This window comes from Kiloniella spongiae, from assembly GCF_001026905.1.
Taxonomy (GTDB): Bacteria; Pseudomonadota; Alphaproteobacteria; order Kiloniellales; family Kiloniellaceae; genus Kiloniella; species Kiloniella spongiae.
In genome coordinates this window covers 198,323-219,996 of the sequence record NZ_LAQL01000003.1, presented here as the reverse complement: position 1 = coordinate 219,996, position 21,674 = coordinate 198,323, and the positions used below count along the sequence as shown (strand labels likewise).

Sequence of the window (21,674 nt, the reverse complement as noted above, 5' to 3'; positions counted from 1 at the left end):
AGAAATCATCCCTTCTGCTGTCGTTTATCCATTGCTTCTTCAGAAACCATTTTCTCTGAATGTCCTTCGTAAAAATTCTTTTGCAGGCTATTTAAAAAATGCCCCAATGTTTTAGGATCATTGTTGTATCGTCGCTCCCTGTCACTCCGCCCGGGAATCAGGTTATTTCGGGCCTTCAAGTCATGTAACAGACGCTTTCGTAAGCCCTGTAACGGCGTAATCAGAGCTTCCAAAGTTCCCCAATCCGGCCACCATTTTTGTCGCCCCGCATCCTGCAAAGCCTGAAGCACGCAATCTGCCGGAAAGCCCATCAATTCATCCGCATAGACCTCTAGCTGTAATTCCAGTGATGCCGCATCCATATTCCGGCTGTTGGTCTTAACCTTGAGCTTGAGTAACTCGCGGATAATCTCTACCCGTGACAAAGGGGCCAGAGACAACGACAGAATACGCGTGACCTCATTCTGCTGCGCCGTCGTCATAGACTTGGGAAAGATCACGTCCTCCAGCCTGCTCTGAGTACCCCCGCCCCTGGGAAAGATCGTCTTGTATCTCAGCTCGACCGAGGACCCGAGCACCGATCTCACCGAGGTCAAAACCGCCTGATCGTTGTCCGCAACCCGCTGCCCTTGACGAATAACCTCGACCAGTCGATTGGCCGCCAATCGTTTTGTTTCCGGCAAGATTCCCTTTGCCTGGGTAGCCTTGGGCTGGGTGACCTTTGGCTGAATTGTTTCCAAAGTGGATACGCAAAATCCAGTTCTGCCAGGTACGGTGCCAGTCGATTTTACACGCCCTGCGCCCGCCAAGACTGGTCCAGTAATTTCGGAATTTAAGGGCCTCTGTGGCAATATCTTCTTCCTCTAGTCCACGGTTACGGGCAAAATCCTGATCTCGCTCGTCCGGCACCCAGTCAGTATCAAGGCGGCTTCCCCGCCGATTAGTTTGTTGTTGATTAGCGTGTGAGCGCGCATCAGATGACCCCGTTTCTTCCAACTTTTGCTCTGCCAAAGCCTTCTCCCTATCTTGATCAGGATCATGAGGGGACTTAACTCCCTTGGGAGTTAAGGGGAGAGTCTGGTCTCTGGCTTCTGGACTCTGGGGTTTATCCTCGCCGTTAAGAGGGACCTTATGCCCCTCCCCCGGATCTGGCTTAAGCTTCGCTCGCTTTTTCCTTTTAGACGAAGCACTTGGTCCAGACATTGAAGCAACACCTTCGCCAATCGGCGTACGCCCCGTCACTAGGGAAGGATTCCCCCCTTTGCGCCCATTGTTTCTGGCAACAGACGATTTTTTCAGATCACGCAGCATCCGTCGCGAATACAATCGACCTTTGCGATCCCGGCTGAAAACCCCGGCCTCTTCCAACTCACCCAACAAAGCGGTGATTTCCTGAGGCGTTGATCCAGACAGGGACGCAAGGGCCAATGTCGTGACGTTGCTGCCATTGATCTCTAAATATCCCCCGGCCTCGTGCATGATACAAATCATCTCAAGCCATAACCCTCGCGCCGCGAGCGAACAGAGCTTTAACCCCACATCCGCCCGCCAGTCCGTCGGGAAAAACTTGAACCACGGAAGTTTACTCATGGATAAGCCTCTTTCTTGGTCGTCAAAACACCGGGCATTAATACAGTCCCTCGAAACTTGACAGAATCAGCTACCTTGCTCAATCTTCGAACACACGTAATAAGGGAGAGATCGTGATCAAAAAGTTTGTGATAATCGTTACTTTTATGTTGCTTGGCACAAGCTATTCGAGTGCATTTCCAACCCAAGGTGACCTTATTTACGACACCTGTAAAAGCGGAAAACAGGTCGCTGAACGCGTCTATCTTAAAGACGAATTGCTGACAATGCCTGGTAATTTTCTGGCTGCAAAAAAAGGGATTTATTGCGCTGGTTATATTATGGCTGCAGAAGATGATCTTAGAGAAAAAGGTATTATCTGTTTGCCTCCTCATTCCAGTAAAGCATCGATTAATGCGGTGATTGACTACTTCGAAAAGCACCCTGAATTGCAAAAAGAAAACGCACGCGTTGCTGTTGATGCCGCCATTAAAGCCAAGTTCCCTTGCCCTTAGCCAAAAGTCTGGAAAACATCCGAGATGAGTTTTATAATTTCCGTCATAACCGCGTCTGTCATATTGGCTTCTGGCACACCACAAGGAACGAGTGAAAGCACGACACCATTCCCACGCCCCAATACTGGTGGTGCCCTTTATGCTCAATGCAGTCCATCGACTGAAACCGCCAAATCTGAGAGTGGTGGCCTTTACTGCAATGGTTATATTATGGCTATTCACGATAGCCTTAAAGAACGGGCTGATTTTTGCACCTATGGCGACCCGACCAGCTATTTTGTTGATCAGGTTATGGCCTATCTTAAAGCACATCCCGATGAATGGCCTCAAAGTGCTCCTTCTCTGATACGCAAGATTTTGATTAAGGAAAATGACTGTTAATTTTTGCTCTGTTATTTTGAGAAAAGTGAAAACCACATGAAATACATTATGCTCCTGATAGCGGCACTGACATTGACAGCTTGCCCCCATCAAGCGTCTCGTCAATCGCTCCAAACCGCATACGATTTGAGTAGAGATTCTGAGTATAGCGGAAAAGAGTTTTATGACAGATGCTCTAACACTCAAACGGATACGAGAGAAAATCAAAGAGAAAGGGATATTTGCACTTGGTACATTGCTAATGTTACATCTAACAAAGATGTTAAGCAGATCACATGCCATCCTCAGTGGCCGAGTGCCAGAATGAGGCACGACATGGTCGTTGATTACATGAATAAAAATCCTGATATACAACATAATACAGCAAGACAGATCATTATTAATGCCATGAATAGTAGATACCCATGCTCTTGAGCTAATTGCATTAATCTGCATCAATAAAGCCCCGTTGTCAGATCGGACAGGCCGGAACCGTCGGTGTCGCCTTCGGGGGTGTAGGGGTTATCCGGGTCTTGCCAGGTCGGGGTCAGCTTGCAATCACCACAGATCCGCATGCCAATCCATTCGCTTTTGAAGGTCTTTTGACAGGACAGGCATTTGCGTTCCTTGCATGCACTTTGGCTGCCGCTCTGGTTATCCGGTCGGGAATGCTGGCTGGTCTTGCGGGCATAGCGCTTGACCTTTTCAACACGCGTGGGATCAACTCGCAAAATCACATAGCGATCGCGATGGGGGCCAAGGCACTGGATAATGCCCTTTGCGACCAACTCCTGTATATGCTTTGGAAAGGAATTCACCTTTGTCATGCCACTATTTACTTTCAGAGTCCCATAGGCCAGCTCCTGCCCCGGTGCATCGGCAAGGGTTTTAAAAACCGCATAGGGGGTCGGCGTTAACTGGATTTTGGCATCAGACATACTGCTTTTGGCAGCTATCTTTCCCTGAATAGGGTTTTCGGAATCTGGCTTTTTTTGGCCTGATGATAGGCCCGATGATAGGCCCGATGATAGGCCCGGTGATTGACCCGGTGATTGACCGTGTGAAAATCCAATAGAAAGATCCGGTTGCAGGTCTTCGGCGGGTGTATATTTCATGAAACTATCTATCCCTTAAGTCGTTATTTCTGTTGAGACTTCTGTCTCGGTTGTTTGGCTTGACTGGGGTGTTTGGCTCCCCGAAGTTTTGCTCTCCGGGATTTGTCGTCCCAACAGGAGCCAAACTTTCTTGTTTAACGCGCGGGGGCAGTACCTTTGGCAGGTGTATTAAGTTCCCCATGTTTTTTGCTTGTTGGCGGTAAAAAACCTGCCAGTCTTTCCGGTTTGTCATCCATCCCCCTCTTTAATTGCCTACGATCGTCCTGGTCACTTTTTATTGCGAACTGCGAAAAATCATGTAAATTGTTCATGTTTTGTTCTTTATTCAGTGTAAAAGTTTCCTTTTTGGAAACTCAGGCGGCACCAATTTTAACGATATTCAAGTATGGCAGAAGACAAGAGATCAATAACTCAAAGCATTAACTCAACGGATACAGAAGTCATCATTGTTCGATAATTCTTCTTGAATACAGAGAGATAGATGGCAGTAAATTCAGTTTCCGCTTGACTTGATGGCGCAAATGTATCCATAGTGGAAACTGAAGTCAAGAAAAATGTATCCATTTTGTAAACTTATTTTTATTCATTTTGGATACTTATGAATTGACATGAAACAACGTGGTCACTCAAAGGAGCTTAGGAACAGTAAGCATTATACCAAAAGCTTTTTGACCTCTGCGAGTGCGGTAAAATACAAACTATACCAATAGGATAAAATCGTCAGGCTGATGATATGGAAAACAGAATCAAGGAAATACGCACTCAAAAGGGCATGACCCTTCAACAGGTTGCCGACAAGGCCGGAACAACCAAGGCACAGGTGATGAAACTGGAAAAGGGCGACCGGCGTTTGACCGATGTTTGGATGGTCCGCCTTTCTATCGCCATGTCTTGTGATCCGAAAGAATTGCTCAGCATTAACCGTACCGCCCGCCAGTCTCTTGAGATTGATAATGCTGATAATTCTGATGGATTAGCTGGCTTTGACGAGGATATTTCAGCGCACAAACCAACAAGGGCAGCATCTCCTTCCCCTGCTCGCCCTCTGGCTCATCCTCTGGCTCATCCTCTGGCTCCGGCCTCGGGCTGCGAAGCTGTTGCGGAAATTGCAGTGCGTGGCGGTATGGGCGGCGGCGGAGAAGCCGGTGTATCCTACAGCGATGATGGACAGGGTGGTGTTGCTATTGCCGATGACGTCAAAGGTAACTGGTTTCTACCTACGGATTACCTGCGTTCCGAACTAAGCGTCAGCCCGGTCGCCGCACGTATTATAGAGGTTCAGGGAGATTCCATGACACCGACACTGGTATCCGGTGATCGCGTGATGATCGACACCAACGACCAACGTCCGACCCCACCGGGTATCTTTGCCCTCTGGGACGGTTTCGGTGTTGTGGTTAAGCGTCTGGAACTCATCCCCAATTCCGACCCACCCCTATTGCGCATCAGCTCTGACAACGCCAACCACAACGAATACCAGCGCACCATCGAAGAGGTAAACATCATTGGCCGCGTCGTCTGGTACGGCCGCCGGATGTAACGATATCATTTATAAATTTCGAACGACTCGCAGGTAATTTTTTATTCTGGACCACCACCATTGCGTTAAATAAAGTCGATTTATTATGATAATAGAATAATTCACGATCACATTCCTCAAATGAGGGATGTTTGTTCCTGTTAAATTTATACCGTTCAACAATTCGCCAACATACCCTTAGCAAAAAGACCCACTTGTTGCTCAGACGATCAGGAAAACCGCATATGAGTTACAAAATATTTCGCCTGATTTCCGGCCTCTATTGGGGGCTTGTGAGTTATCTCTTTATCCTGTTGGTTATGGGGTTGGGGGCCGATAATTTCTATCCCCAACTTTCATTTCAAAAACTCTTGAGCTTCAAGCAGCTCACCGCCTTCCTCATCGCGTTTCCCGTGGGATACTTTGCTCTCCCGCGCTTTCTCAACAATCTTCAAGGTGCCAAACGCAGAGCTTTTATCGGGGGAATGCTCTGTTTTGCCCTGGCGATGTTCTGTGCCAATACCTTTTTTATATTCACAGGCTTTCTGTTTACTGATTTTATGTTCACTGGCGATTACGCGGATTTAAATTTCCTTGGTCCAGAACCTTCTGATCTTTCAAAAGTGCTTTTCCATCTTTCCGGTATTTTGATTTCATCCGCCATCATCTCGCCCCTTGGCGGCCTCTTTGCGCTTATAGCTTTGTGGATACTCCCTACACCGGATCAAGAGCCGGATCGAAATCAATATTTAAACCAAAGTAATCATACACGTTTATGATTCCGCCCCCCGTGAATATAAGCTCGTTTAGTCCCCAGATACTTTGCGCACGCCCCCCTTCTGAAGATAAAATTATTGCCCGTTAATGATCAGACCCGTTATTAGTCAGAAAGGTCAAAATAGTGGCGCAATCTTCTCCTCAATTCATATCGTTGGCTCGTTCATCCTCTACACCGCCGAACATCCCTTTCGCAAAGCTGGAATTGACTTATCCTTATCAATGCGGAAAACGGATCGCCGCCGAGTTTGATGCTCGTGTGACGGTCGGGCTGGAAGACAATGTACTTTTATTGGGAGACGTTGATCTTTTTAGTTATGATGACAACCATCAAGGTGCTTACGAAAACTGCACTGACACCGCCCTTTGCCAACAAATCAGAACCTATGTCGAAAGCTCGAATACGGAACGCGAACGAGCCTTTGAACTGTTGCAACAGCAAGAAAAATCTCAAATAATCTCATTTAATACAGCCCCGAAAAGGCAACAAAAACAGGACTTTGAAAGTTTTGTACTCACCTATGCAGAATGTTTTGCTCCCTTGCCAGATTAAGTCTCTTCCCCCTGTAATGAAACTTCCTCCATAAGCATTTTCATAAGATAAAATTAAGGAAATCCTCTCTATAATCGGGGCATGTTGAAGCATCGCAAAACCATTCTTATTATCATTTTTCTTTGCAATCTGGTTATAAATCACCCGCTGATTAGCCTAGCCAAAGCGCAGGAAAACAACGCTGTATCCCCCAGATCATTAAAGCTAGTCACAGAAGAGTACCCTCCACTCAACACGATGGATAAAGAAGGTAGAATAACCGGATCTGCTACTGAACTATTGCGGCTTGCAGCAGAAAACAAGAATATACATCTGGATATTGAAATGCTGCCCTGGAAACGGGCTTATCAAATTACCTTAAACCATCCCGCGACCTGTATCTATTCTACCTGGCGCACACCAGAGCGTGAAAAGACGTTCCAATGGATTGGACCATTGGGCAATGATGCATGGTCATTTTTTGCACCTAAAAATAAAAAAATACAGATAATCTCACTCAATGATACTTATCAATATCGCGTTGGAGGTATAGATGGCTGGGCATTTACGCAATATCTCCAAAGCAATAATCATCCCTATCTTGACTTGATTCCTGTTGAAGACGAAACAAATGCCCTGAAATTACAAAAGGGTCGGATTGATTTATGGGCGACAGGCCGCATATCCGGCCATCAGATTATAAAGCAAACAAAAATCTCTGACATTGAAGAGGTTTTTGCCGTCCGCGAAATAGGTTTATGGCTTGCGTGCAACACCGATACAGACCCGAAAATAGTCGATGATCTGCAAAATGCACTGGATCAATTTGAGCGTGACGGTACGGCAACAAAAATTCGGACAACATTCAAATTTTAAACCTGCAATTCTCTACCTTACCCCATTAAGATCTCACTTAATAAGAATCCTCTTTATTAATACTTCTTTATCTCAAATATCATACGACTGTATGTATTCGCTCTTTGAGACACCAGAGTAACCCACTCAATCAGAGCTACATTTTTATCAACGCAAATAAGTAATACATCCTGTTCACAAAGGATGAAGGAGACATAATGAGGCTGAATTTCTTTACAAACCTTGGCATCCGGTTACAAATTTTGGCTATCTGCTTTTTCTCTCTACTGGGTTTTATTGCAGTTGGCGGGGTTTATTTTGTCAACAATCAAATTCAAAAAGGATATCTCAATAACCAAGAGGAAGCACGGCATGTTCTGGAACTTGAAGAACTGTTGGATAAAGAATTTCTCAATGCGAGACGGCGCGAGAAAGATTTCCTCTTAAGACTTGATGAAAAATATGTTGGGCAACATGCGAAGCTTATGGGTGAAATCCACAACTCGCTTAAAGAGCTGGAAGAACACGCACAAAACCCTGAAGAGATAAAACACATCAACATTCTAAAGGAATTAGCAGATGCCTATGAAAAACAGTTTGCAACAGTTGTTCACGATATAACCGAAATTGGCTTAACAGAAAAAGATGGCTTACGCGGAGAGCTTCGCGGGGCAGTTCATAATATCGAAGAACGCTTAAAAACCATCAAGAATGATAAACTGACCGTATTGATGCTTATGATGCGGCGCCATGAAAAAGATTTTCTTTTGCGTATAGATCCAAAATATATTGATCGTATTGATAAACGCATAACTGAATTCTCAGCATCAATGAAAGCTGATGGTCTTGAGACAAGTATGTCAAAAGAGCTCACAGATTTGCTTTCGAAGTACCAAGCTGCCTTTAAAAAGTTAGCAGATCTAAAGCTTGCACTCGTAAAAGATCAAAAAAAACTAAGCACTGTTTACGCAGAGGGCGTGCCCTCTATTCACGCGCTGGAAGAAGCAGCAAGTAAGGACTACAAAAATGCCAAGCTGCTCGCAGTATCAAATGGCGAGAGAACAACAATCATTATGGCAATTGTCATTTTTGTCACCGCGATCATTGTTTTCGGTGTTGGCTTGTGGATTAGCAGTTTTCTTTCTCGCCCCATACAGGGATTGACATCCGTTATGGAAGATTTAACCAACGGAAACCGTGATGTTCGTGTTCCAAATACAGCAGCGACAAACGAGCTGGGACAGATGGCCAACTCGGTCCTGTTCTTCAAAGATCAGCTTATTGAAAACGAGCGTTTGAACCGGGAACAACAGGTCGCACAACAGGAGCAGCTGGAAAAAGCAAAGGCAATGCGAGAACTGGTTGCCAGTTTTGATACCGAAGTAACCAATGTAATTGCGCATGTGGACAAGGCTATTGATACAATGGCGCAAACAGCACCGTCAATGCGGGCCGCCGCTAGTGAAGTGAAAGGTAAATGCGATGTATCAGCGGAATCAGCTTCACGCGCTACTGAAAATGTACAGACAGTTGCAACAGCCTCTGAAGAACTATCCGCGTCGATCAAGGAAATTGGCCGTCAGGTAGAGCAATCCACAACAGTAACACAAGAAGCCGTGCAACAGGCAGACAACACACGCGGGATCATGTCAGAGCTGGCCGAATCAACCACAAAAATTGGCGAGGTCGTTAACCTGATTACTGATATAGCGGAACAAACCAACCTTCTTGCCCTGAATGCAACAATTGAAGCCGCTCGTGCTGGCGAGGCAGGGAAAGGTTTTGCCGTTGTTGCCAGTGAAGTGAAAAATCTGTCCACCCAGACATCAAAAGCAACCGACGAAATTGCATTACAGATTAATGGCGTACAGGCCGCTTCGATACAGGCCGTAGAAGCCATCACGAATATTACGACGACAATCCAGCGTGTTCATGAAATTGCTTCGGCCATTGCAGCCGCTGTTCAGGAACAGGCCGCGGCAACATCTGAAATTGCGCGTTCTGTCGAAGAAACAGCAGGCATAGCGCAATCTATGCGTCAGGATCTGACAGAGACATCAGACACTGCCCAGAACACGGAACAAGCCGCCGGAAATCTTTTGACAACCGCTGATGATCTGAGCAATCAGTCAAATGATCTCAGTAGTTCTATTCAAACATTTCTGGGAAATATTCGCTCTGCATAACGTCACATGTCGTTCAGATTAGGGACGGCGCACAATTTCATAAAAGCAGGTCAGCAGTTCTCAGTTGACCTGCTTTTTTATTACTCCCCAAATAAAATCAATATTCGTGTTTAGAAAATCATTTCAATCCGTCACGAAGACGGCGTGAACAAATCCACTCGGCAAAAATATACGATGAACACTCAACAAAATAAAAAAACAAACATAAGAAGTATAAATAAATAAAATAACGCAATCTTCAAATAAAAAATAAAATAATAATAAAGTTGAATTAAAAAAATTACTTACCACCTATTAATAAGCAGGATATAATTTCTGCTTTAAAGAAAGTGAAAACAATATGTCTTTCAATAAATATGCAAAGTCCGAAGGCTCACCCTCAAAAGAAACATCAACAAAACCAGAAAAAGCAACGCCAATGGCGACCCCCGCTGGTAAAGAGGTGAACTCAACGGACAAACCTTCAACCGATACAAAATCGGAAGTCAAAGCTTAGAATTTTTATTCGCAAAAGCGAATAGTCATGCTTCAGGACTCGCTGCCGGAGAGGGATACAACCTCTTTGGCAGTTTTTGGGCAGTTTTTGGGTTAACAAAAAGGCATTTGGCTTCACAGAGAGGTCTTTGATGACAACACGTACTACAAAAAAAACAGTCTCCTTCTCAAACCCTTTTTCTTTTAGAAATCTTAGCGAGGTATTGCCTGCGGGCGATTATCTAGTTGAAACCGACGAAGATTTACTCCTTGGTCTTTCATTTTCGGCTTATATTCGTATCGCAACCAGAATTTATATCCCTGGAACTCAAAAAAATTTACAACTCAAACAGGCCTTAACGATTACTCCTGAAGAGTTGGAAATGATACTCATACGGGATAGGAAGGCATCGGAAAGATTTTCTACGAAAAATTCCCATGCACGATCTTCCGAAGATTTCAACGCAATAGACTGCGCAGAAAATGAAGGAATGATGGATCTTAGGGGTTAATCACAATTGTAAGCAGGTCAGTTTCTCACAAGACTGACCTGCTTTCTGCTCTAGGCTTGCGATCAGACATTTTAACGCCTCACTGTAGTCCAATCGCCTGAACTTTGGCATCAAACCATGCAGGATAATCATCGATTAACTGCCCCGGCTTTAGCTTTTCCAACTCGGTCAAAGATTCTTCATAAATGCGTGTGCGCTCGGCATGATAATAGGCCCGCCGCATGGGGCTGATATAACGATCAGGCAGCCCGCTATTCAACTTGTCATAAAGCTTTTGCACGCCCATTGGAATTGCCGTGATATTGCGGTTGATATCAACCCGTGTCACGGCCAGTGCCTGGCGAATTTTTTCCCCTGGCAACCCCGTAATACGTTCCAGAGAGTCCAACTGTGCCTGAATAGTTCTCACCATAAACTCTGCCCGCCAGTCCACACGTTTTTGCAGCAGATCATCAAAGTAGGCAACGGTACTCATTCGCGCAGATGTAAGCCACGAGCTCTCGACCACAAGCTCTTTGTCTTCCCCTGCCGCCCCAACAACAGCGCGGGCTTCTTCGGATGACAGGTAAAGCGTGTTATTCTGCCCCGGTCCTTCATAGCGGGTAAACAGCTTGTTCCAACTGACCTGTTCGGGAACTGTAATGCTCCAGCTTTTTTCCCCCGGTTTGTTCGGGATACCCAGGTCCAACACCAAACCATAGCGCTGACCGGGCTTATCTTTCTCACGCAGGATCAGCTTTAGTTTCACATCATAGAGCGCCAGTTGTGACCAGCTTTCTTCGGAAAGTTCACTTAATCGCGCCCGCCCACCAGGTGTAGTCGGCAGAGGCAAATAGGTATTTGAGTGAATGTTCCAGATAATCTGCCCCTGAACAATAGCATGGGGCGTAATAGCCTGTGCGCCACCGTTTTCGACGCGCCAGCGAAAGCTGTAATCAATGCCCGGTAAAAAGACTTTTTGCTTCTGATTGTTTTGCTCATGAACAAAAAATTCACTATTTGCTTTCCTGCTAAAAGACAGGAACTGGTGATCCCCCTCTCCACGTCCAGACACATCAGCATAAGCCGTGATATCATTCAGCCCCAATATGCTGGTGACGAAAACAGCTACAGCCAAAATCTGGATAAAGAAACATTTTGCGAGCTTCAATTTTCCAAAACCTAGTTTTCCAGCCATGTATCAACCTCCTTCACAAAGAGGTTCACACGCTGTAATCGACTGTAATTCAACTCATTTGGCTGCAATTGAACAGCGCCCGTTTTAAGCGGGAGCTGGCTTTCTTCTGCCAACTGAAAGTAACCTTCAATCAGGTAATTCGCCGCAATGGGCAAAACAATTTTTTCATTGTCCACAAAATCACGAACCTGCGGGATATGATGTGCCCCATAGCTCAACAAAGCAAAGGCAACGCCGCCATAAAGCGCATAACGAAAGCGATATCGACTGAAGATAGAAACGATAAAAACAACCAGCAAAACAATACCAGACAAAATACCGATATTGATCCACTCATTCCAAGCCATTGCCGGGGTTAACAAAGGAGAGACCAAAGCCAGTGCAGGCAAGGCAATATAGACGGCCAGTACAATCAGTCCGCTGACAAAGCCCAAGAAACCGCCACGCGATTTTTCATCCACATCACTATCCCAGACATAGGGTGACGGATCTCTTGTTTTCCTATCCGTCCCTCTATCCAGACGATGATCTTCATTCGTTTTCTGCTGATTGGCCTTACGATCTAGAGGCGAAAAATCATCCAGATTAATTCCCCCTTGTTCCATACCAATATCGGCATTGTCGGCCAGATTTATATCTGTATTTTCAAACTTAGATTCTCTTTTAGTTTGTATTTCCCTTTTTGTTTCAGCTTCCCTTCTCATCTGGGTTTCAGCTGGACGCGGGCGGGTCAACTTTTCTAACAAAGGCTGTTCAGCAAAAAGGGGCTTTTCTTCCAACAAAAGAACATCTTCATCCTGATCTTCTTTATCAGACAAATAACTATCCAGAGAAACTTCAGCGACGTCATCCTCTTGCGCGTCATCTTCGTTATTGGAGTCATCGTCTTCATCTGATGCGTCATCAATTGACAGGACATCAGTCGCATCAACATTTTTCACGTCTTTGCTCACAGAAGAAGAATTTGATTTTTCTGAAAGAATACGACGGACAGCTTCGTCAAAATTCGCTGTCTCAATCAACAGCGATCGTTCGTCCAGAGGGGGATCTTTTTTTGCTAGACTGGTTACGAAGGTTTGCCGTGCCTGAAGCAGATAATCAACCAGATCATCCGTTTCCATGTCATGTAATGACGGCAGTCCCTCTTTTAAAACTCTGACTTTTTCTTCTGGCAACCTCAACTCCGGCCTTATTTGCACACTTGTTCACAAACACGATAACCAACCTATTTTCGAATATCCTCACTGTCCTATAACCTCTAACTCTTTCACAGAAGCCCCACAGGCCCCGATTGGAAAGCTCAGCGGCAGAAATGTTCGGGACAGGGAATATTCACCCCCACATGTTATCTGCTATTTGTACCATCTGGCTGGTATCTTAACTCTGTTCCCGTAAAAAGGGAGGTCTTTTTCGTGATTTCATCTTCCAATCTCTGATTTTATGTTTTTACGTCAGTATCTTGGCTTTAATCAGCAAGCACTTTACGGGTATTGTCCAGACATCTACGTTCAAAACAATCCTCTTTATAAGGCATAACCAGTTCAGGGTTATCTTGGGCATAGATAATTTCCAAATACTCATGGGGAAATGCTTCCCAATAGCTCTTTTGACCGATCTGCTTGGCAAAGCTTGCCTCTATCGTTTTCCCCATATGCTCAAACCGCAATAGCACATAGAAACCGCGCCCCATCCGGGACTTTGTCCCCATGACCTTGGCCTTGGCAACCTGTCCACGGCTATAAACATGGGCCATACTTCCCACCATTTCGATCAGGGTCCACCAGATATAAAGCGCAATCAATGCCCCGAAAAACACAGGAATAGTCAGGTCGGGATTAAATGAAAGCCCCTCTGCCGGGTTAAAGATAACGGCCCCCATGACCCACAAAATCACAAGCGCAACCATAACTGCCAAAAGGCTATAGAACAGATAACGCCAAAGATAATAGGAAACCGCCTCGGACCTGATATGCCCGGCGGCTTTCAGATCACGATAAAAAGGCAGGAAATCCCGCGCCCCGATTTTCAGGAATAGTTCAAATAAAGCTGTCATGAAGAATCTTGAATGATGAGAATTAAAAACCGCCCTCAGTGTGCCCGTCTCATACTCCAATGGCAAAAGATATTATGAAGCTTCATTAGCCCCTCTTTCCTTAAAAAGCCTTTAAGAAAACTCTTCTTCCAACCACTCGATAAAGGCACGGCTGGCGGGTGTTTGGCTGTGGCGGGCGGGTTGCATCAGGTAATAGGCTTCTTGCATCGGAACCTCATGATCAAAGGGCTTGACCAAACATCCCTGTGCCATCAGATCTTGAACCAGAACATCATGCCCCATGGCAAGACCCGCCCCGTGAACAGCGGCATTGATGGAAATACTATAGGTTGAAGCCAGGTTGATTGACTTACCTTCGGGTAAAGACGTTTTCTGATCCCCCAGCCAGGCATTCCAGGAACAGGTAATACCGCTACAATCAAACAGGCGATCTTTGTGCCAATCGACACCTTCAGCAATTGTCGGTGCGCAAACGGGATAAAAATGTCCCTGAGACAGCAACTTTGCATCCGTCTCTCGCGCCACATCCCGGCCAAAGCGAATAAGAAGCGATGCAGAGGGTTCTGTTGAATTGGTCCAGAGTTCCGGGACCACGTTTAACGTCAGCCAGGGATAACGATCAAAAAGACGGCTCAGCCGCGGTGTCAGCCAGAAGACCGAAAAAGACATGTTGCATTGCAGAGTCAGCCGCTGTCCCCTGTCCCCACCCGTCAGGGAAAGCGTTCCGCTTTGCAGGCGTTCAAAGGCATCCTGAATAATGGGCAGGTAGTTTTCTCCGGCTTCCGTGAGTAACAGAACCCTCGGTTGGCGCACAAAAAGCGGTAATCCCAGTGATTGTTCCAGACTTTTGATTTGTTGAGAGACAGCGGATTGCGTCATGTTCAATTCACGGGCAGCCCCCGTAAACGATAAGTGCCGGGCTGATGCTTCGAAGGCCCGTAACCAGTTCAGAGGAGGAAGATTTTGACCGTTCATGCCTTGCTTTACCTCCCCTTCTCTCTGCCTCATACCTTTGCCGCCAGCTATTTTACACACCCGGATGTAAAGAATTACGCTCATTCATAAGAAATACATAAGTTTAACTAATGACAGTACTCTATTTTTCTCGTTTGTAAATCTTCAGGGCCGCACGCAAACTGCTATGCGTTATTGCTACTGCGTCAGGAAATCAGAACATGCAGAATATTCATGCTACCGAAATCGAGACCAAAGAATGGGCACTTCGTGTCGATCTCGCTGCTGCGTTTCGCCTGGCTGTTCATTTTGACTGGCATGAGTCCGTGGGAAACCATTTCTCGGCTGCGGTATCCGCAGATGGCAAGAAGTTCCTGCTCAATCCAAAATGGAAGCACTTTTCTGAAATTCGTGCCAGTGACCTGTTATTGCTGGATGCCGATGATCCAGAAGTGATGAACGGTCCCGAAGCGCCAGATCCCACCGCCTGGTGCATTCATGGTGCTGTTCACGCAGCTGTTCCCAACGCCCGTGTCCTATTGCACTGTCATCCAACCTACGCCACGGCACTGGCAACCCTGAAAGATCCCACCATTAAACCGATTGACCAAAATACCGCCCGCTTTTTCAATCGTATTGCCATCGACCTTAATTTTGGCGGCCTTGCAGATGAAGCCGAAGAAGGCCAACGCATCGCCCGCGCCTTTGGCAACCAGTCCGTCATGATGATGGGCAATCACGGTGTTTCTGTCGCCGCAGATACCGTTGCCGAAGCCTTTGAAGATCTCTACTTCCTGGAACGTGCAGCCAAAACGCTGGTTCTCGCCTATTCCACCGGACAGGAACTCAACGTCATGAGTGACGAAATCGCCGAAAAAACTGCCCGCAGCTGGGAAGATTTCAGCGAGGCCTCTTTCGCCCATTTTGACCATCTAAAAACCATACTGGACAAAACAGATCCATCGTACAGGGAATGAGGGGCATCTCAGCTACTCCCTATCCCAAGGCCTCTATCCAAGAGAACGAAAAGAGTTTTACGACTAGATCCAGCGGCGCACTTTTTGACAATAAGCATCGTAATCCGCTCCGAATTTTTGGCGCATAACTTTTTCCTCAAAAGCAATATACCAACGATCTGTGATCACCAGAAACACAACCGCCAACGCCAATGAGCTATAAGCCCCGCCCATAATAAAAGCGAGCGCAAACAAGGAAATAACAAATCCCAGATACATCGGATTACGGGTCCAGCTAAAAGGTCCGGAAGTTACCAGTTTATCCGGCGCCCCAAAGGTCATGATATTCGTTCCAATTTTCCTGAAGAGACTGCTTCCCATAAAAGACAGACCCAGCCCCAAAAGGACAAAAGGTACGGCGAGAAGATTATAACCTCCCGACAAATGATGTGGAGATCCTTGCAACGAGCAGGCCACAGCCATCGCAATCACAAAAAACAGAAACAGGACGGGCGGCAGAAGCTTTTTCATTTCATCACTCCACTCAGGAAACTTTTAATATCAACTGTATGGGTGTTGTTTTTAAATGATACTTCTGTTGTATGCCTTAACATATGTTAAGTGCCTAAAGACAATATGAAAAATTGCTATATCGGTTTTATTTCAGGTCAAGTTTATTTCAGATTAATGCCATTTCTTTGCGAATACGGGACAGGCTGACATCTGTAATTCCCAAATACATCGCGACCTGTCGCAAGGGAATAAGGCGACTCTCTTCGCCAAATTCAGCGAGAAAACATTCGTATCTCTGTCGCGCAGAAAGCATTAAAAAGGCCGCTTCCCGCCGCTCTTTTTTAAGGGCTAAGTTTTCATAAATCCGGCGTAAAAAAAGTGCCCAGTTTTTGTTTTCATCGGACAGCATTATCAAGCTGCGATAATTGATCGCCGCAGTTTGGCAGGGTGTTATGGCTTGAGTATAAAAGTGACTGGCTTCTCCACTCACTAGCGTTGAGATACTAGCAAAGGCCCCTCCCGCCTGAACCAGTGATTTGTTTTTCTCTCGCCCTTCGCTATCAATATAAAAATAGCGGCCAATACCTTGGGTTAAAAAATGAATTTCCTCTGGCTTGTCGTCTGCCGAAAAGATAATTCCATCATCTTCATAAGACCGAAAATGAAATAAGTGCTCCGCACGTTCCCACTCGCGAGATGATACAGGCGCCAGTTTCTGAATTATCTGTAACATTTTACACATCAGTACTGTATAGGGATGACCTGCGTCTTAAGCAATTCTAATTACAGAGAATCTTAGCCTTTAGATAGGTCTAGTTTTCACCCAGTTAATTATCTTAATTCAAGACGTCTCGTCATCTGTCAGGCGTTTCATGTAACGGTCATAGGCACCGCTTTCCCGAAACTCTTTCAGGCCCCTGTTAAAACGGACAACAAGTTCGGCGCTGCCTTCCAATGCTTTTGGGAAAAGAACATAACTCAGATTATTGAGAATTGGCTTGGGGTGATGGGTGATCTGATCCCGATCTTCGGCAGAGAAATGGTTCATAAGGGCAAAATAACCGACTGATTTTTCCTGGGGATAGATTTGAATGCGCCCTGTCAGTAGTTTGTGAAAATTCACTTCATCGCTTGGCCCACGGTCCATGAACAGCGTTCCGTCGGTTACCGCGGCATCCAATTTCGGGCCATAGCTGTATTTAATACCACCCCCAAGGCGATAGTTCTTGAGATCAGACATCTTATCCCAATCAAAATCCATATCCTTGCGGTGAAAAAAGACGAATTGCTCATGGAGGATCGGTTCACTAAAAAGAAATTCTTTCTCGCGTTCTTGTTTGTGCATCCAGACACCCATGGCCTGAAATTCACCAATAGAAGCTTCGTAATACCCCCGTCCCCAAGGCAAAAAGGTCAGTTCAGCTTCGATACCTTGCGACGCAAAGATCTCAATGATCATTTCCGCAACAACACCGTTGCCTTCCAGTTCCTGAGTCAGGAAAGGCGGCCATTCACCTACTGTAACAGTAATTTTGTCCGCAATCTCGTTTGGGATCTGGTTTTCTGTAGCCGGCTTTTCTGTGATCTGGTTTTCTGTGATCTGGTTTTCTGTGGCCAGAGCCATGTTTGACGAGGATAAAATAATCGCCAAACAAAAAAGGAACGCAAGCGAAGTCGTCCGAATAAAAATTCGGCTCAAACAACCGGAATGCAAACGCGTCAACGCACCTTCTGTCATACAACCTGCACCTTTCTTACACATGCCAAGACAACAAGGCCTATCACAACCATATAGAGCAGAAATCAAAAGACACTCCCCTACACTATCAGGTAATACACACCAGTGTTATCAATTTTTCATGAGCTAATGCGTGCCATTTTGCGACGCGAAGTAAAAATATTTTTGATAATTCGAGACAATGTGTACTAGATTTGGGTTGGGAATTGACAGGATTTTCCGATGAACCAAACCAACCTGATCAATACTATCCTGATACTGGGCTTTCCAAAGTTTCAATAAAGAGCCGTCATCATAGGCACGAACCAATCCTTTCATTATGCGCTCTGCCTGTGCTTCGTTTCCTCGTGTCGTGTAGAAAAACTTGGGAAAAGGGTAATACAGAATAAGTCCCTCATCATAGGATAGATTTTCAATATGCTTGTTGGTTTTCCATTCCTTGAGAAACTCATTAATCCCCCGAGGGAAAAGATCTACCCGATTGCTGGCAACCATCTGGAACATACCATGATAATCACTGGCTTCAGCCACCTGAAATCCTGCGTTTTTGAGGATTTCACTGTCGCTCCAGCCAAGTCCCTGCACCATTCGGAATTTTTTTAAATCCGCAAGTGATGACACCGAACGAAGTCTCTCTCTGGTTTCTTTTGATGCAAAAAACACCCGATACCCCAAAATGCCCAGATCAATAGGAAAAGGCACAGGCACCATATCTTCCAGGCGTTTTGGCGTGGCCGCATTAGCCACAAAATAGTTTTCGTAAAGGCCTGTCTCTACTTCCCACATGGCACGCTTGGTATTAGCCCCCATGCGGGATTTCACGAGGGTAAAGTCGCCATAGTCTTCACGGGTTTTATCCAGCGCCAGTTCCAAAAGCTTTTGTTGATAGTCATAGCGATGATCATTTGGCGTTTCCGGTCCGCGCGCCGTAAAAAGCGCCTGCGCGGAAACACTGCTTATCCATCCTATAAACAGCGTATAGACAAGAATTGTAATAATAGACTGCATATAAACTCTTCTAAAGCCAACAGGCCCCCAGGCCTAGTTCGAAAAACCAGTGCCGAACATATCAGGATAATAAACAAAACAGATACAAACCTTAGGGTTGATAGTCTAAATAAAGGCTTAAACTATCTCGCTCGGAGACTGATTAAATAATCGCTTGAATTCACGGCTAAACTGGCTTGGGCTATTATATCCCACTGCATAAGAAGCATCCCCTATCGGAGTTCCAGACAATATCAGTCTACGCGCTTTATGCAGTCGAAAATTCTGAATAAATTGTAATGGGGTCATTGTCGTTGCTTCTTTGAATTTCGTATAAAGCGACGAGGCCGACATCCCGGCAAGTGCGGATAATGTTTCTATCGCGATAGTCTTGTTATAATTATTTTCAATATAATGCACCAAGGGCGCTATCTTATGGGCATAAATATCCTGTGCAACACAGTTACGTAACAACTGACCTCGTGGTCCGCGCAGGATCTCGTAATAGAGTTCATACATAATCACTGGTGACAAGATTTTGGCTGCAACGGGATCATCCAATGTTTCCAGTAATCGTAAGACAACAGCGTTTAACCCCGGCGTCATCGGGGACGACAGCGAGATATCCAGATTATTGGCAGTATCCGTAGAACATTTTCTTTCTGCTCCATCTCCATCCATTTCGGCAACAAGCTTGCTCGCCAGGCTCTGATCAATATCTATTTGGATCGCCAAAAACGGTTCTTCAACACTAAGATCATAGGCATCGGATTCAATTGGAAGTGAGACTGAATTAACCAAATAATTTTCAGGATTATAGTCATTGAATTTATCCTGATTGCCAATTCCCCCATAGTACATCCGTTTTCGCCCCTGTACCACGATACAAATACAAGGCCCGTACATATAAGGACGCCTGCGAAAGCTCTCTTCATGGCGATAAAGTTTTATCAACGGAACTATCGTAAGGTTTTCACCTTCCATTGGCGCTAATCTATTCACAATATCAAGCAAAATGTCATGACTCAAACTACATCACCTACCGTAAGAAACATCATCATAGGATTATGACTGGATACGCTCAAAAAATATATACACTTGCTATTATTTTGGAGAATTAGGCAAATAATACACGAGATCAATATAACGGCGCCTAGTCATTACTGATTATAGTTTCTTCACAATATTTACAAACTATAGCAGGAATATGAGATGCCGTTTAAATCGACAATTCTCCCAAATACGTCCAGTCCCTTTTCCTCTCTCAAAGCAGATCATTTAGCACTTCGCGTTCCGGATTTTGATGTTGCACAAACATGGTTGTGTGAAAAACTGGACTTTAGAGTTCTTCATCAATGGCCATTAGGAGATCTGAAACTTGCTTATTTGGCCCCAGCAGTCGACGATAATTTTCTCATCGAACTCATTGGTGGTGACTTGGATTTCCCAAAACAAAAACATGATGATCTTGGGGCAAGCCTTAATGAAGGCGGAAGCCATCACATCTGCTTTGCGGTGAAAAACTTAAAAGAAACCCTGGAAGAGTTAAAATCACGTGGTGTTACAATTATTGCAGAGCCTTTCTTGGTCGAAGACATAAATAGACAACTCGCTTTTTTCACAGACCCTTGGAACAATCTGTACGAGTTATCGCAAGAAGTCTAAAGCTATTGTCTAGTAGGTACGAGTGAGTTTCATTAATTCCCGTACCTACTATTTATTGATAAAAACTAGATATCAATTCGATTATTTATGAATTTCACGCCTGAACAAAACCATCCCAACCGGACATGTAGGTAATGAACTTTTCGCCCAGACCTTCCTGTTTAAGATGATCCGCATTAACGGGTAATGCTACCGGTGCAAAGTCCGCATTCTTTGCCAACTGTTCCGGGAAATCATGATGCAAGATCGCGCCTCGGCCAATCAGAACAAAATCAGCCCCGGCGTCCAGGCAATATTCCACATCCTTCTGGGTCATGATCTTACCCGCGACACCCAGTTTCACCGTTCCCCGATCAAGCTCTGTAAAGTAAGAGATCAACGGACGTCCTTTAAAGGACGCATCTTCAGGTTCCTTGCAAGCATCCCACAAGGACATATCGAGAAAATCAATATCACCGGCGGCAAAGACATCTTTTGCAACCTGAATGACTTCGCCCAAATCCATATCAAAACGTTCCGGTGACAGACGCAAGCTAACATTGAAATCAGCCCGGCATCGTTGCCGAATGCCCTTAATGATTTCCTGAATAGGGCGCATCCGGTTTTCAAGGCTGCCACCAAATTGATCACTACGCTGATTGATTGTCGGACTCAGGAATTGAGCCAGGATATACCCGTGCGCACCATGGATTTCGACGCCATCAAAGCCGGCTTTTTCCGACCGTTCAGCAGCTGCAATAAAATCTTCGATCAACTGCTCTACTTCGGCAGTCGTCAACGCCCGTGCGCCATATTCCTCATTATCCGAAGGACAGACAGGACTTGCGCCTATTAAATCCGACGGCGACCTCATACCAGCGTGATGCAACTGAACAATGGCCAAGCTGCCCTCGGCCTTGATTGCTTTTGCCAGACGGGTCAAACCCGGCAAGTGATCGTCAGAGAAAACACCCAGCTGTCCGGGAAATCCCTGTCCATTAGCCTGAACATGAGCTGCACAGGTCATGGTCAAACCAAAGCCGCCCTTGGCACGCATGGTCAACCAATGAAACTCGTCATTAGAAAGGGTTCCGTCTTCGTGGCTCTGGGTGTTGGTCAGTGGTGCCAGCATAAATCTGTTTTTCATTGCTGGACCGCGGGTAAAGGAAAGGGGTTCAAAAAGTTTTTGCATTATCAAGTTCTTATCAGGTGTTTCATAAAATGTAAGTCACATATAG

The 21,674-nt window shown here is 45.4% G+C and carries 26 protein-coding genes; 12 read left to right on the top strand and 14 right to left on the bottom strand.

Translation table 11 applies throughout. From position 1 onward, the window contains the following. Positions 1 to 5 precede the first annotated feature (5 nt). Together WH96_RS04970 and WH96_RS21150 are read right to left on the bottom strand one after the other, a co-directional pair. Positions 6 to 482, bottom strand: a complete 477-nt coding sequence (locus WH96_RS04970) for a hypothetical protein (protein WP_047763021.1) — start codon at positions 480 to 482, stop codon at positions 6 to 8. Then, positions 460 to 1,590, bottom strand: coding sequence for a helix-turn-helix domain-containing protein (locus WH96_RS21150; protein ID WP_053005692.1), 1,131 nt, complete (start codon positions 1,588 to 1,590; stop codon positions 460 to 462). The genes WH96_RS04970 and WH96_RS21150 overlap by 23 nt, the downstream gene beginning before the upstream one ends. A gap of 113 nt (positions 1,591 to 1,703) precedes the next feature. Here WH96_RS21150 and WH96_RS04960 point away from each other — a divergent pair, with 113 nt between their 5' ends. From WH96_RS04960 to WH96_RS22745, 3 genes are read left to right on the top strand one after another with little or no spacing between them, the layout of a single operon-like run. Next, a complete protein-coding gene (locus WH96_RS04960) occupies positions 1,704 to 2,084 on the top strand; it encodes a Rap1a/Tai family immunity protein (protein WP_047763020.1) in 381 nt (126 codons plus the stop codon). A 24-nt stretch (positions 2,085 to 2,108) separates the two neighbouring features. Further along, entirely contained in the window at positions 2,109 to 2,465 is a 357-nt protein-coding gene (locus tag WH96_RS04955) for a Rap1a/Tai family immunity protein (RefSeq protein WP_047763019.1), read from the top strand. 36 nt (positions 2,466 to 2,501) lie between these two features. Further along, complete coding sequence (locus WH96_RS22745; RefSeq protein ID WP_047763018.1) at positions 2,502 to 2,879, top strand: Rap1a/Tai family immunity protein; 378 nt, start codon at positions 2,502 to 2,504, stop codon at positions 2,877 to 2,879. A 20-nt stretch (positions 2,880 to 2,899) separates the two neighbouring features. On the opposite strand, the gene WH96_RS04945 is transcribed toward WH96_RS22745, so the two are convergent. Together WH96_RS04945 and WH96_RS22110 are read right to left on the bottom strand one after the other, a co-directional pair. After that, the gene (locus WH96_RS04945) at positions 2,900 to 3,559 is read right to left on the bottom strand and encodes a hypothetical protein (RefSeq protein ID WP_047763017.1); all 660 of its coding nucleotides are present in this window, start codon (positions 3,557 to 3,559) and stop codon (positions 2,900 to 2,902) included. Positions 3,560 to 3,693: 134 nt separating this feature from the next. Further along, complete coding sequence (locus WH96_RS22110) at positions 3,694 to 3,870, bottom strand: hypothetical protein (RefSeq protein ID WP_162200119.1); 177 nt, start codon at positions 3,868 to 3,870, stop codon at positions 3,694 to 3,696. Positions 3,871 to 4,292: 422 nt separating this feature from the next. Here WH96_RS22110 and WH96_RS21145 point away from each other — a divergent pair, with 422 nt between their 5' ends. From WH96_RS21145 to WH96_RS04915, 7 genes are all read left to right on the top strand, one after another. Then, positions 4,293 to 5,099, top strand: coding sequence for an XRE family transcriptional regulator (locus WH96_RS21145; protein ID WP_053005691.1), 807 nt, complete (start codon positions 4,293 to 4,295; stop codon positions 5,097 to 5,099). A gap of 224 nt (positions 5,100 to 5,323) precedes the next feature. Beyond that, on the top strand, positions 5,324 to 5,857 hold the full coding sequence (locus WH96_RS04935; protein ID WP_047763016.1) for a hypothetical protein: 534 nt from the start codon (positions 5,324 to 5,326) through the stop codon (positions 5,855 to 5,857). Between the two features lie 122 nt (positions 5,858 to 5,979). Further along, entirely contained in the window at positions 5,980 to 6,408 is a 429-nt protein-coding gene (locus WH96_RS04930; RefSeq protein WP_047763015.1) for a hypothetical protein, read from the top strand. 81 nt (positions 6,409 to 6,489) lie between these two features. Beyond that, on the top strand, positions 6,490 to 7,263 hold the full coding sequence (locus WH96_RS04925) for a substrate-binding periplasmic protein (RefSeq protein ID WP_053005690.1): 774 nt from the start codon (positions 6,490 to 6,492) through the stop codon (positions 7,261 to 7,263). A gap of 197 nt (positions 7,264 to 7,460) precedes the next feature. Continuing rightward, complete coding sequence (locus WH96_RS04920; RefSeq protein ID WP_047763014.1) at positions 7,461 to 9,428, top strand: methyl-accepting chemotaxis protein; 1,968 nt, start codon at positions 7,461 to 7,463, stop codon at positions 9,426 to 9,428. Between the two features lie 340 nt (positions 9,429 to 9,768). Beyond that, positions 9,769 to 9,924 (top strand): hypothetical protein, encoded by a 156-nt coding sequence (locus WH96_RS21885; RefSeq protein ID WP_156176698.1) that lies wholly within the window; start codon positions 9,769 to 9,771, stop codon positions 9,922 to 9,924. Between the two features lie 130 nt (positions 9,925 to 10,054). Continuing rightward, positions 10,055 to 10,414 (top strand): hypothetical protein, encoded by a 360-nt coding sequence (locus WH96_RS04915; RefSeq protein ID WP_053005689.1) that lies wholly within the window; start codon positions 10,055 to 10,057, stop codon positions 10,412 to 10,414. Positions 10,415 to 10,493: 79 nt separating this feature from the next. On the opposite strand, the gene WH96_RS04910 is transcribed toward WH96_RS04915, so the two are convergent. The 4 genes from WH96_RS04910 to WH96_RS04895 all read right to left on the bottom strand — a co-directional run bounded on the left by WH96_RS04910 (position 10,494) and on the right by WH96_RS04895 (position 14,619). Next, positions 10,494 to 11,591 (bottom strand): hypothetical protein, encoded by a 1,098-nt coding sequence (locus WH96_RS04910; protein ID WP_047763013.1) that lies wholly within the window; start codon positions 11,589 to 11,591, stop codon positions 10,494 to 10,496. Further along, on the bottom strand, positions 11,576 to 12,766 hold the full coding sequence (locus WH96_RS04905; RefSeq protein WP_047763012.1) for an ABC transporter permease: 1,191 nt from the start codon (positions 12,764 to 12,766) through the stop codon (positions 11,576 to 11,578). The genes WH96_RS04910 and WH96_RS04905 overlap by 16 nt, the downstream gene beginning before the upstream one ends. A 290-nt stretch (positions 12,767 to 13,056) precedes the next feature. Next, a complete protein-coding gene (locus WH96_RS04900; RefSeq protein WP_047763011.1) occupies positions 13,057 to 13,644 on the bottom strand; it encodes a hypothetical protein in 588 nt (195 codons plus the stop codon). A gap of 111 nt (positions 13,645 to 13,755) precedes the next feature. Continuing rightward, a complete protein-coding gene (locus WH96_RS04895) occupies positions 13,756 to 14,619 on the bottom strand; it encodes a LysR family transcriptional regulator (protein WP_047763010.1) in 864 nt (287 codons plus the stop codon). A 200-nt stretch (positions 14,620 to 14,819) separates the two neighbouring features. Here WH96_RS04895 and WH96_RS04890 point away from each other — a divergent pair, with 200 nt between their 5' ends. After that, entirely contained in the window at positions 14,820 to 15,575 is a 756-nt protein-coding gene (locus tag WH96_RS04890) for a class II aldolase/adducin family protein (RefSeq protein WP_047763009.1), read from the top strand. A gap of 63 nt (positions 15,576 to 15,638) precedes the next feature. On the opposite strand, the gene WH96_RS04885 is transcribed toward WH96_RS04890, so the two are convergent. The 5 genes from WH96_RS04885 to WH96_RS04865 form a co-directional block, all read right to left on the bottom strand. Then, a complete protein-coding gene (locus tag WH96_RS04885) occupies positions 15,639 to 16,085 on the bottom strand; it encodes a methyltransferase family protein (protein ID WP_047763008.1) in 447 nt (148 codons plus the stop codon). A 148-nt stretch (positions 16,086 to 16,233) separates the two neighbouring features. Further along, a complete protein-coding gene (locus WH96_RS04880) occupies positions 16,234 to 16,800 on the bottom strand; it encodes a Crp/Fnr family transcriptional regulator (protein ID WP_204248127.1) in 567 nt (188 codons plus the stop codon). 108 nt (positions 16,801 to 16,908) lie between these two features. Then, positions 16,909 to 17,805, bottom strand: a complete 897-nt coding sequence (locus WH96_RS04875; protein WP_053005688.1) for a substrate-binding periplasmic protein — start codon at positions 17,803 to 17,805, stop codon at positions 16,909 to 16,911. A 126-nt stretch (positions 17,806 to 17,931) separates the two neighbouring features. After that, a complete protein-coding gene (locus WH96_RS04870; protein ID WP_047763006.1) occupies positions 17,932 to 18,813 on the bottom strand; it encodes a hypothetical protein in 882 nt (293 codons plus the stop codon). Positions 18,814 to 18,930: 117 nt separating this feature from the next. Beyond that, entirely contained in the window at positions 18,931 to 19,821 is an 891-nt protein-coding gene (locus tag WH96_RS04865; protein ID WP_082130343.1) for an AraC family transcriptional regulator, read from the bottom strand. 183 nt (positions 19,822 to 20,004) lie between these two features. On the opposite strand from WH96_RS04865, the gene WH96_RS04860 reads away from it, so the two are divergent. Further along, positions 20,005 to 20,457, top strand: a complete 453-nt coding sequence (locus WH96_RS04860; protein ID WP_047763005.1) for a VOC family protein — start codon at positions 20,005 to 20,007, stop codon at positions 20,455 to 20,457. 94 nt (positions 20,458 to 20,551) lie between these two features. On the opposite strand, the gene WH96_RS04855 is transcribed toward WH96_RS04860, so the two are convergent. Beyond that, complete coding sequence (locus WH96_RS04855) at positions 20,552 to 21,628, bottom strand: NADH:flavin oxidoreductase (RefSeq protein WP_047763004.1); 1,077 nt, start codon at positions 21,626 to 21,628, stop codon at positions 20,552 to 20,554. Positions 21,629 to 21,674 lie beyond the last annotated feature (46 nt).

Bases quoted from the DNA above. Each gene is read 5' to 3' on its own strand.
- WH96_RS04970 (WP_047763021.1), bottom strand. From the start codon at position 482: ATGACGACGGCGCAGCAGAATGAGGTCACGCGTATTCTGTCGTTGTCT.
- WH96_RS21150 (WP_053005692.1), bottom strand. From the start codon at position 1,590: ATGAGTAAACTTCCGTGGTTCAAGTTTTTCCCGACGGACTGGCGGGCG.
- WH96_RS04955 (WP_047763019.1), top strand. From the start codon at position 2,109: ATGAGTTTTATAATTTCCGTCATAACCGCGTCTGTCATATTGGCTTCT.
- WH96_RS22745 (WP_047763018.1), top strand. From the start codon at position 2,502: ATGAAATACATTATGCTCCTGATAGCGGCACTGACATTGACAGCTTGC.
- WH96_RS04945 (WP_047763017.1), bottom strand. From the start codon at position 3,559: ATGAAATATACACCCGCCGAAGACCTGCAACCGGATCTTTCTATTGGA.
- WH96_RS22110 (WP_162200119.1), bottom strand. From the start codon at position 3,870: ATGAACAATTTACATGATTTTTCGCAGTTCGCAATAAAAAGTGACCAG.
- WH96_RS21145 (WP_053005691.1), top strand. From the start codon at position 4,293: ATGGAAAACAGAATCAAGGAAATACGCACTCAAAAGGGCATGACCCTT.
- WH96_RS04935 (WP_047763016.1), top strand. From the start codon at position 5,324: ATGAGTTACAAAATATTTCGCCTGATTTCCGGCCTCTATTGGGGGCTT.
- WH96_RS04925 (WP_053005690.1), top strand. From the start codon at position 6,490: ATGTTGAAGCATCGCAAAACCATTCTTATTATCATTTTTCTTTGCAAT.
- WH96_RS04920 (WP_047763014.1), top strand. From the start codon at position 7,461: ATGAGGCTGAATTTCTTTACAAACCTTGGCATCCGGTTACAAATTTTG.
- WH96_RS21885 (WP_156176698.1), top strand. From the start codon at position 9,769: ATGTCTTTCAATAAATATGCAAAGTCCGAAGGCTCACCCTCAAAAGAA.
- WH96_RS04915 (WP_053005689.1), top strand. From the start codon at position 10,055: ATGACAACACGTACTACAAAAAAAACAGTCTCCTTCTCAAACCCTTTT.
- WH96_RS04910 (WP_047763013.1), bottom strand. From the start codon at position 11,591: ATGGCTGGAAAACTAGGTTTTGGAAAATTGAAGCTCGCAAAATGTTTC.
- WH96_RS04900 (WP_047763011.1), bottom strand. From the start codon at position 13,644: ATGACAGCTTTATTTGAACTATTCCTGAAAATCGGGGCGCGGGATTTC.
- WH96_RS04895 (WP_047763010.1), bottom strand. From the start codon at position 14,619: ATGAACGGTCAAAATCTTCCTCCTCTGAACTGGTTACGGGCCTTCGAA.
- WH96_RS04890 (WP_047763009.1), top strand. From the start codon at position 14,820: ATGCAGAATATTCATGCTACCGAAATCGAGACCAAAGAATGGGCACTT.
- WH96_RS04885 (WP_047763008.1), bottom strand. From the start codon at position 16,085: ATGAAAAAGCTTCTGCCGCCCGTCCTGTTTCTGTTTTTTGTGATTGCG.
- WH96_RS04880 (WP_204248127.1), bottom strand. From the start codon at position 16,800: ATGTTACAGATAATTCAGAAACTGGCGCCTGTATCATCTCGCGAGTGG.
- WH96_RS04875 (WP_053005688.1), bottom strand. From the start codon at position 17,805: ATGACAGAAGGTGCGTTGACGCGTTTGCATTCCGGTTGTTTGAGCCGA.
- WH96_RS04870 (WP_047763006.1), bottom strand. From the start codon at position 18,813: ATGCAGTCTATTATTACAATTCTTGTCTATACGCTGTTTATAGGATGG.
- WH96_RS04860 (WP_047763005.1), top strand. From the start codon at position 20,005: ATGCCGTTTAAATCGACAATTCTCCCAAATACGTCCAGTCCCTTTTCC.
- WH96_RS04855 (WP_047763004.1), bottom strand. From the start codon at position 21,628: ATGCAAAAACTTTTTGAACCCCTTTCCTTTACCCGCGGTCCAGCAATG.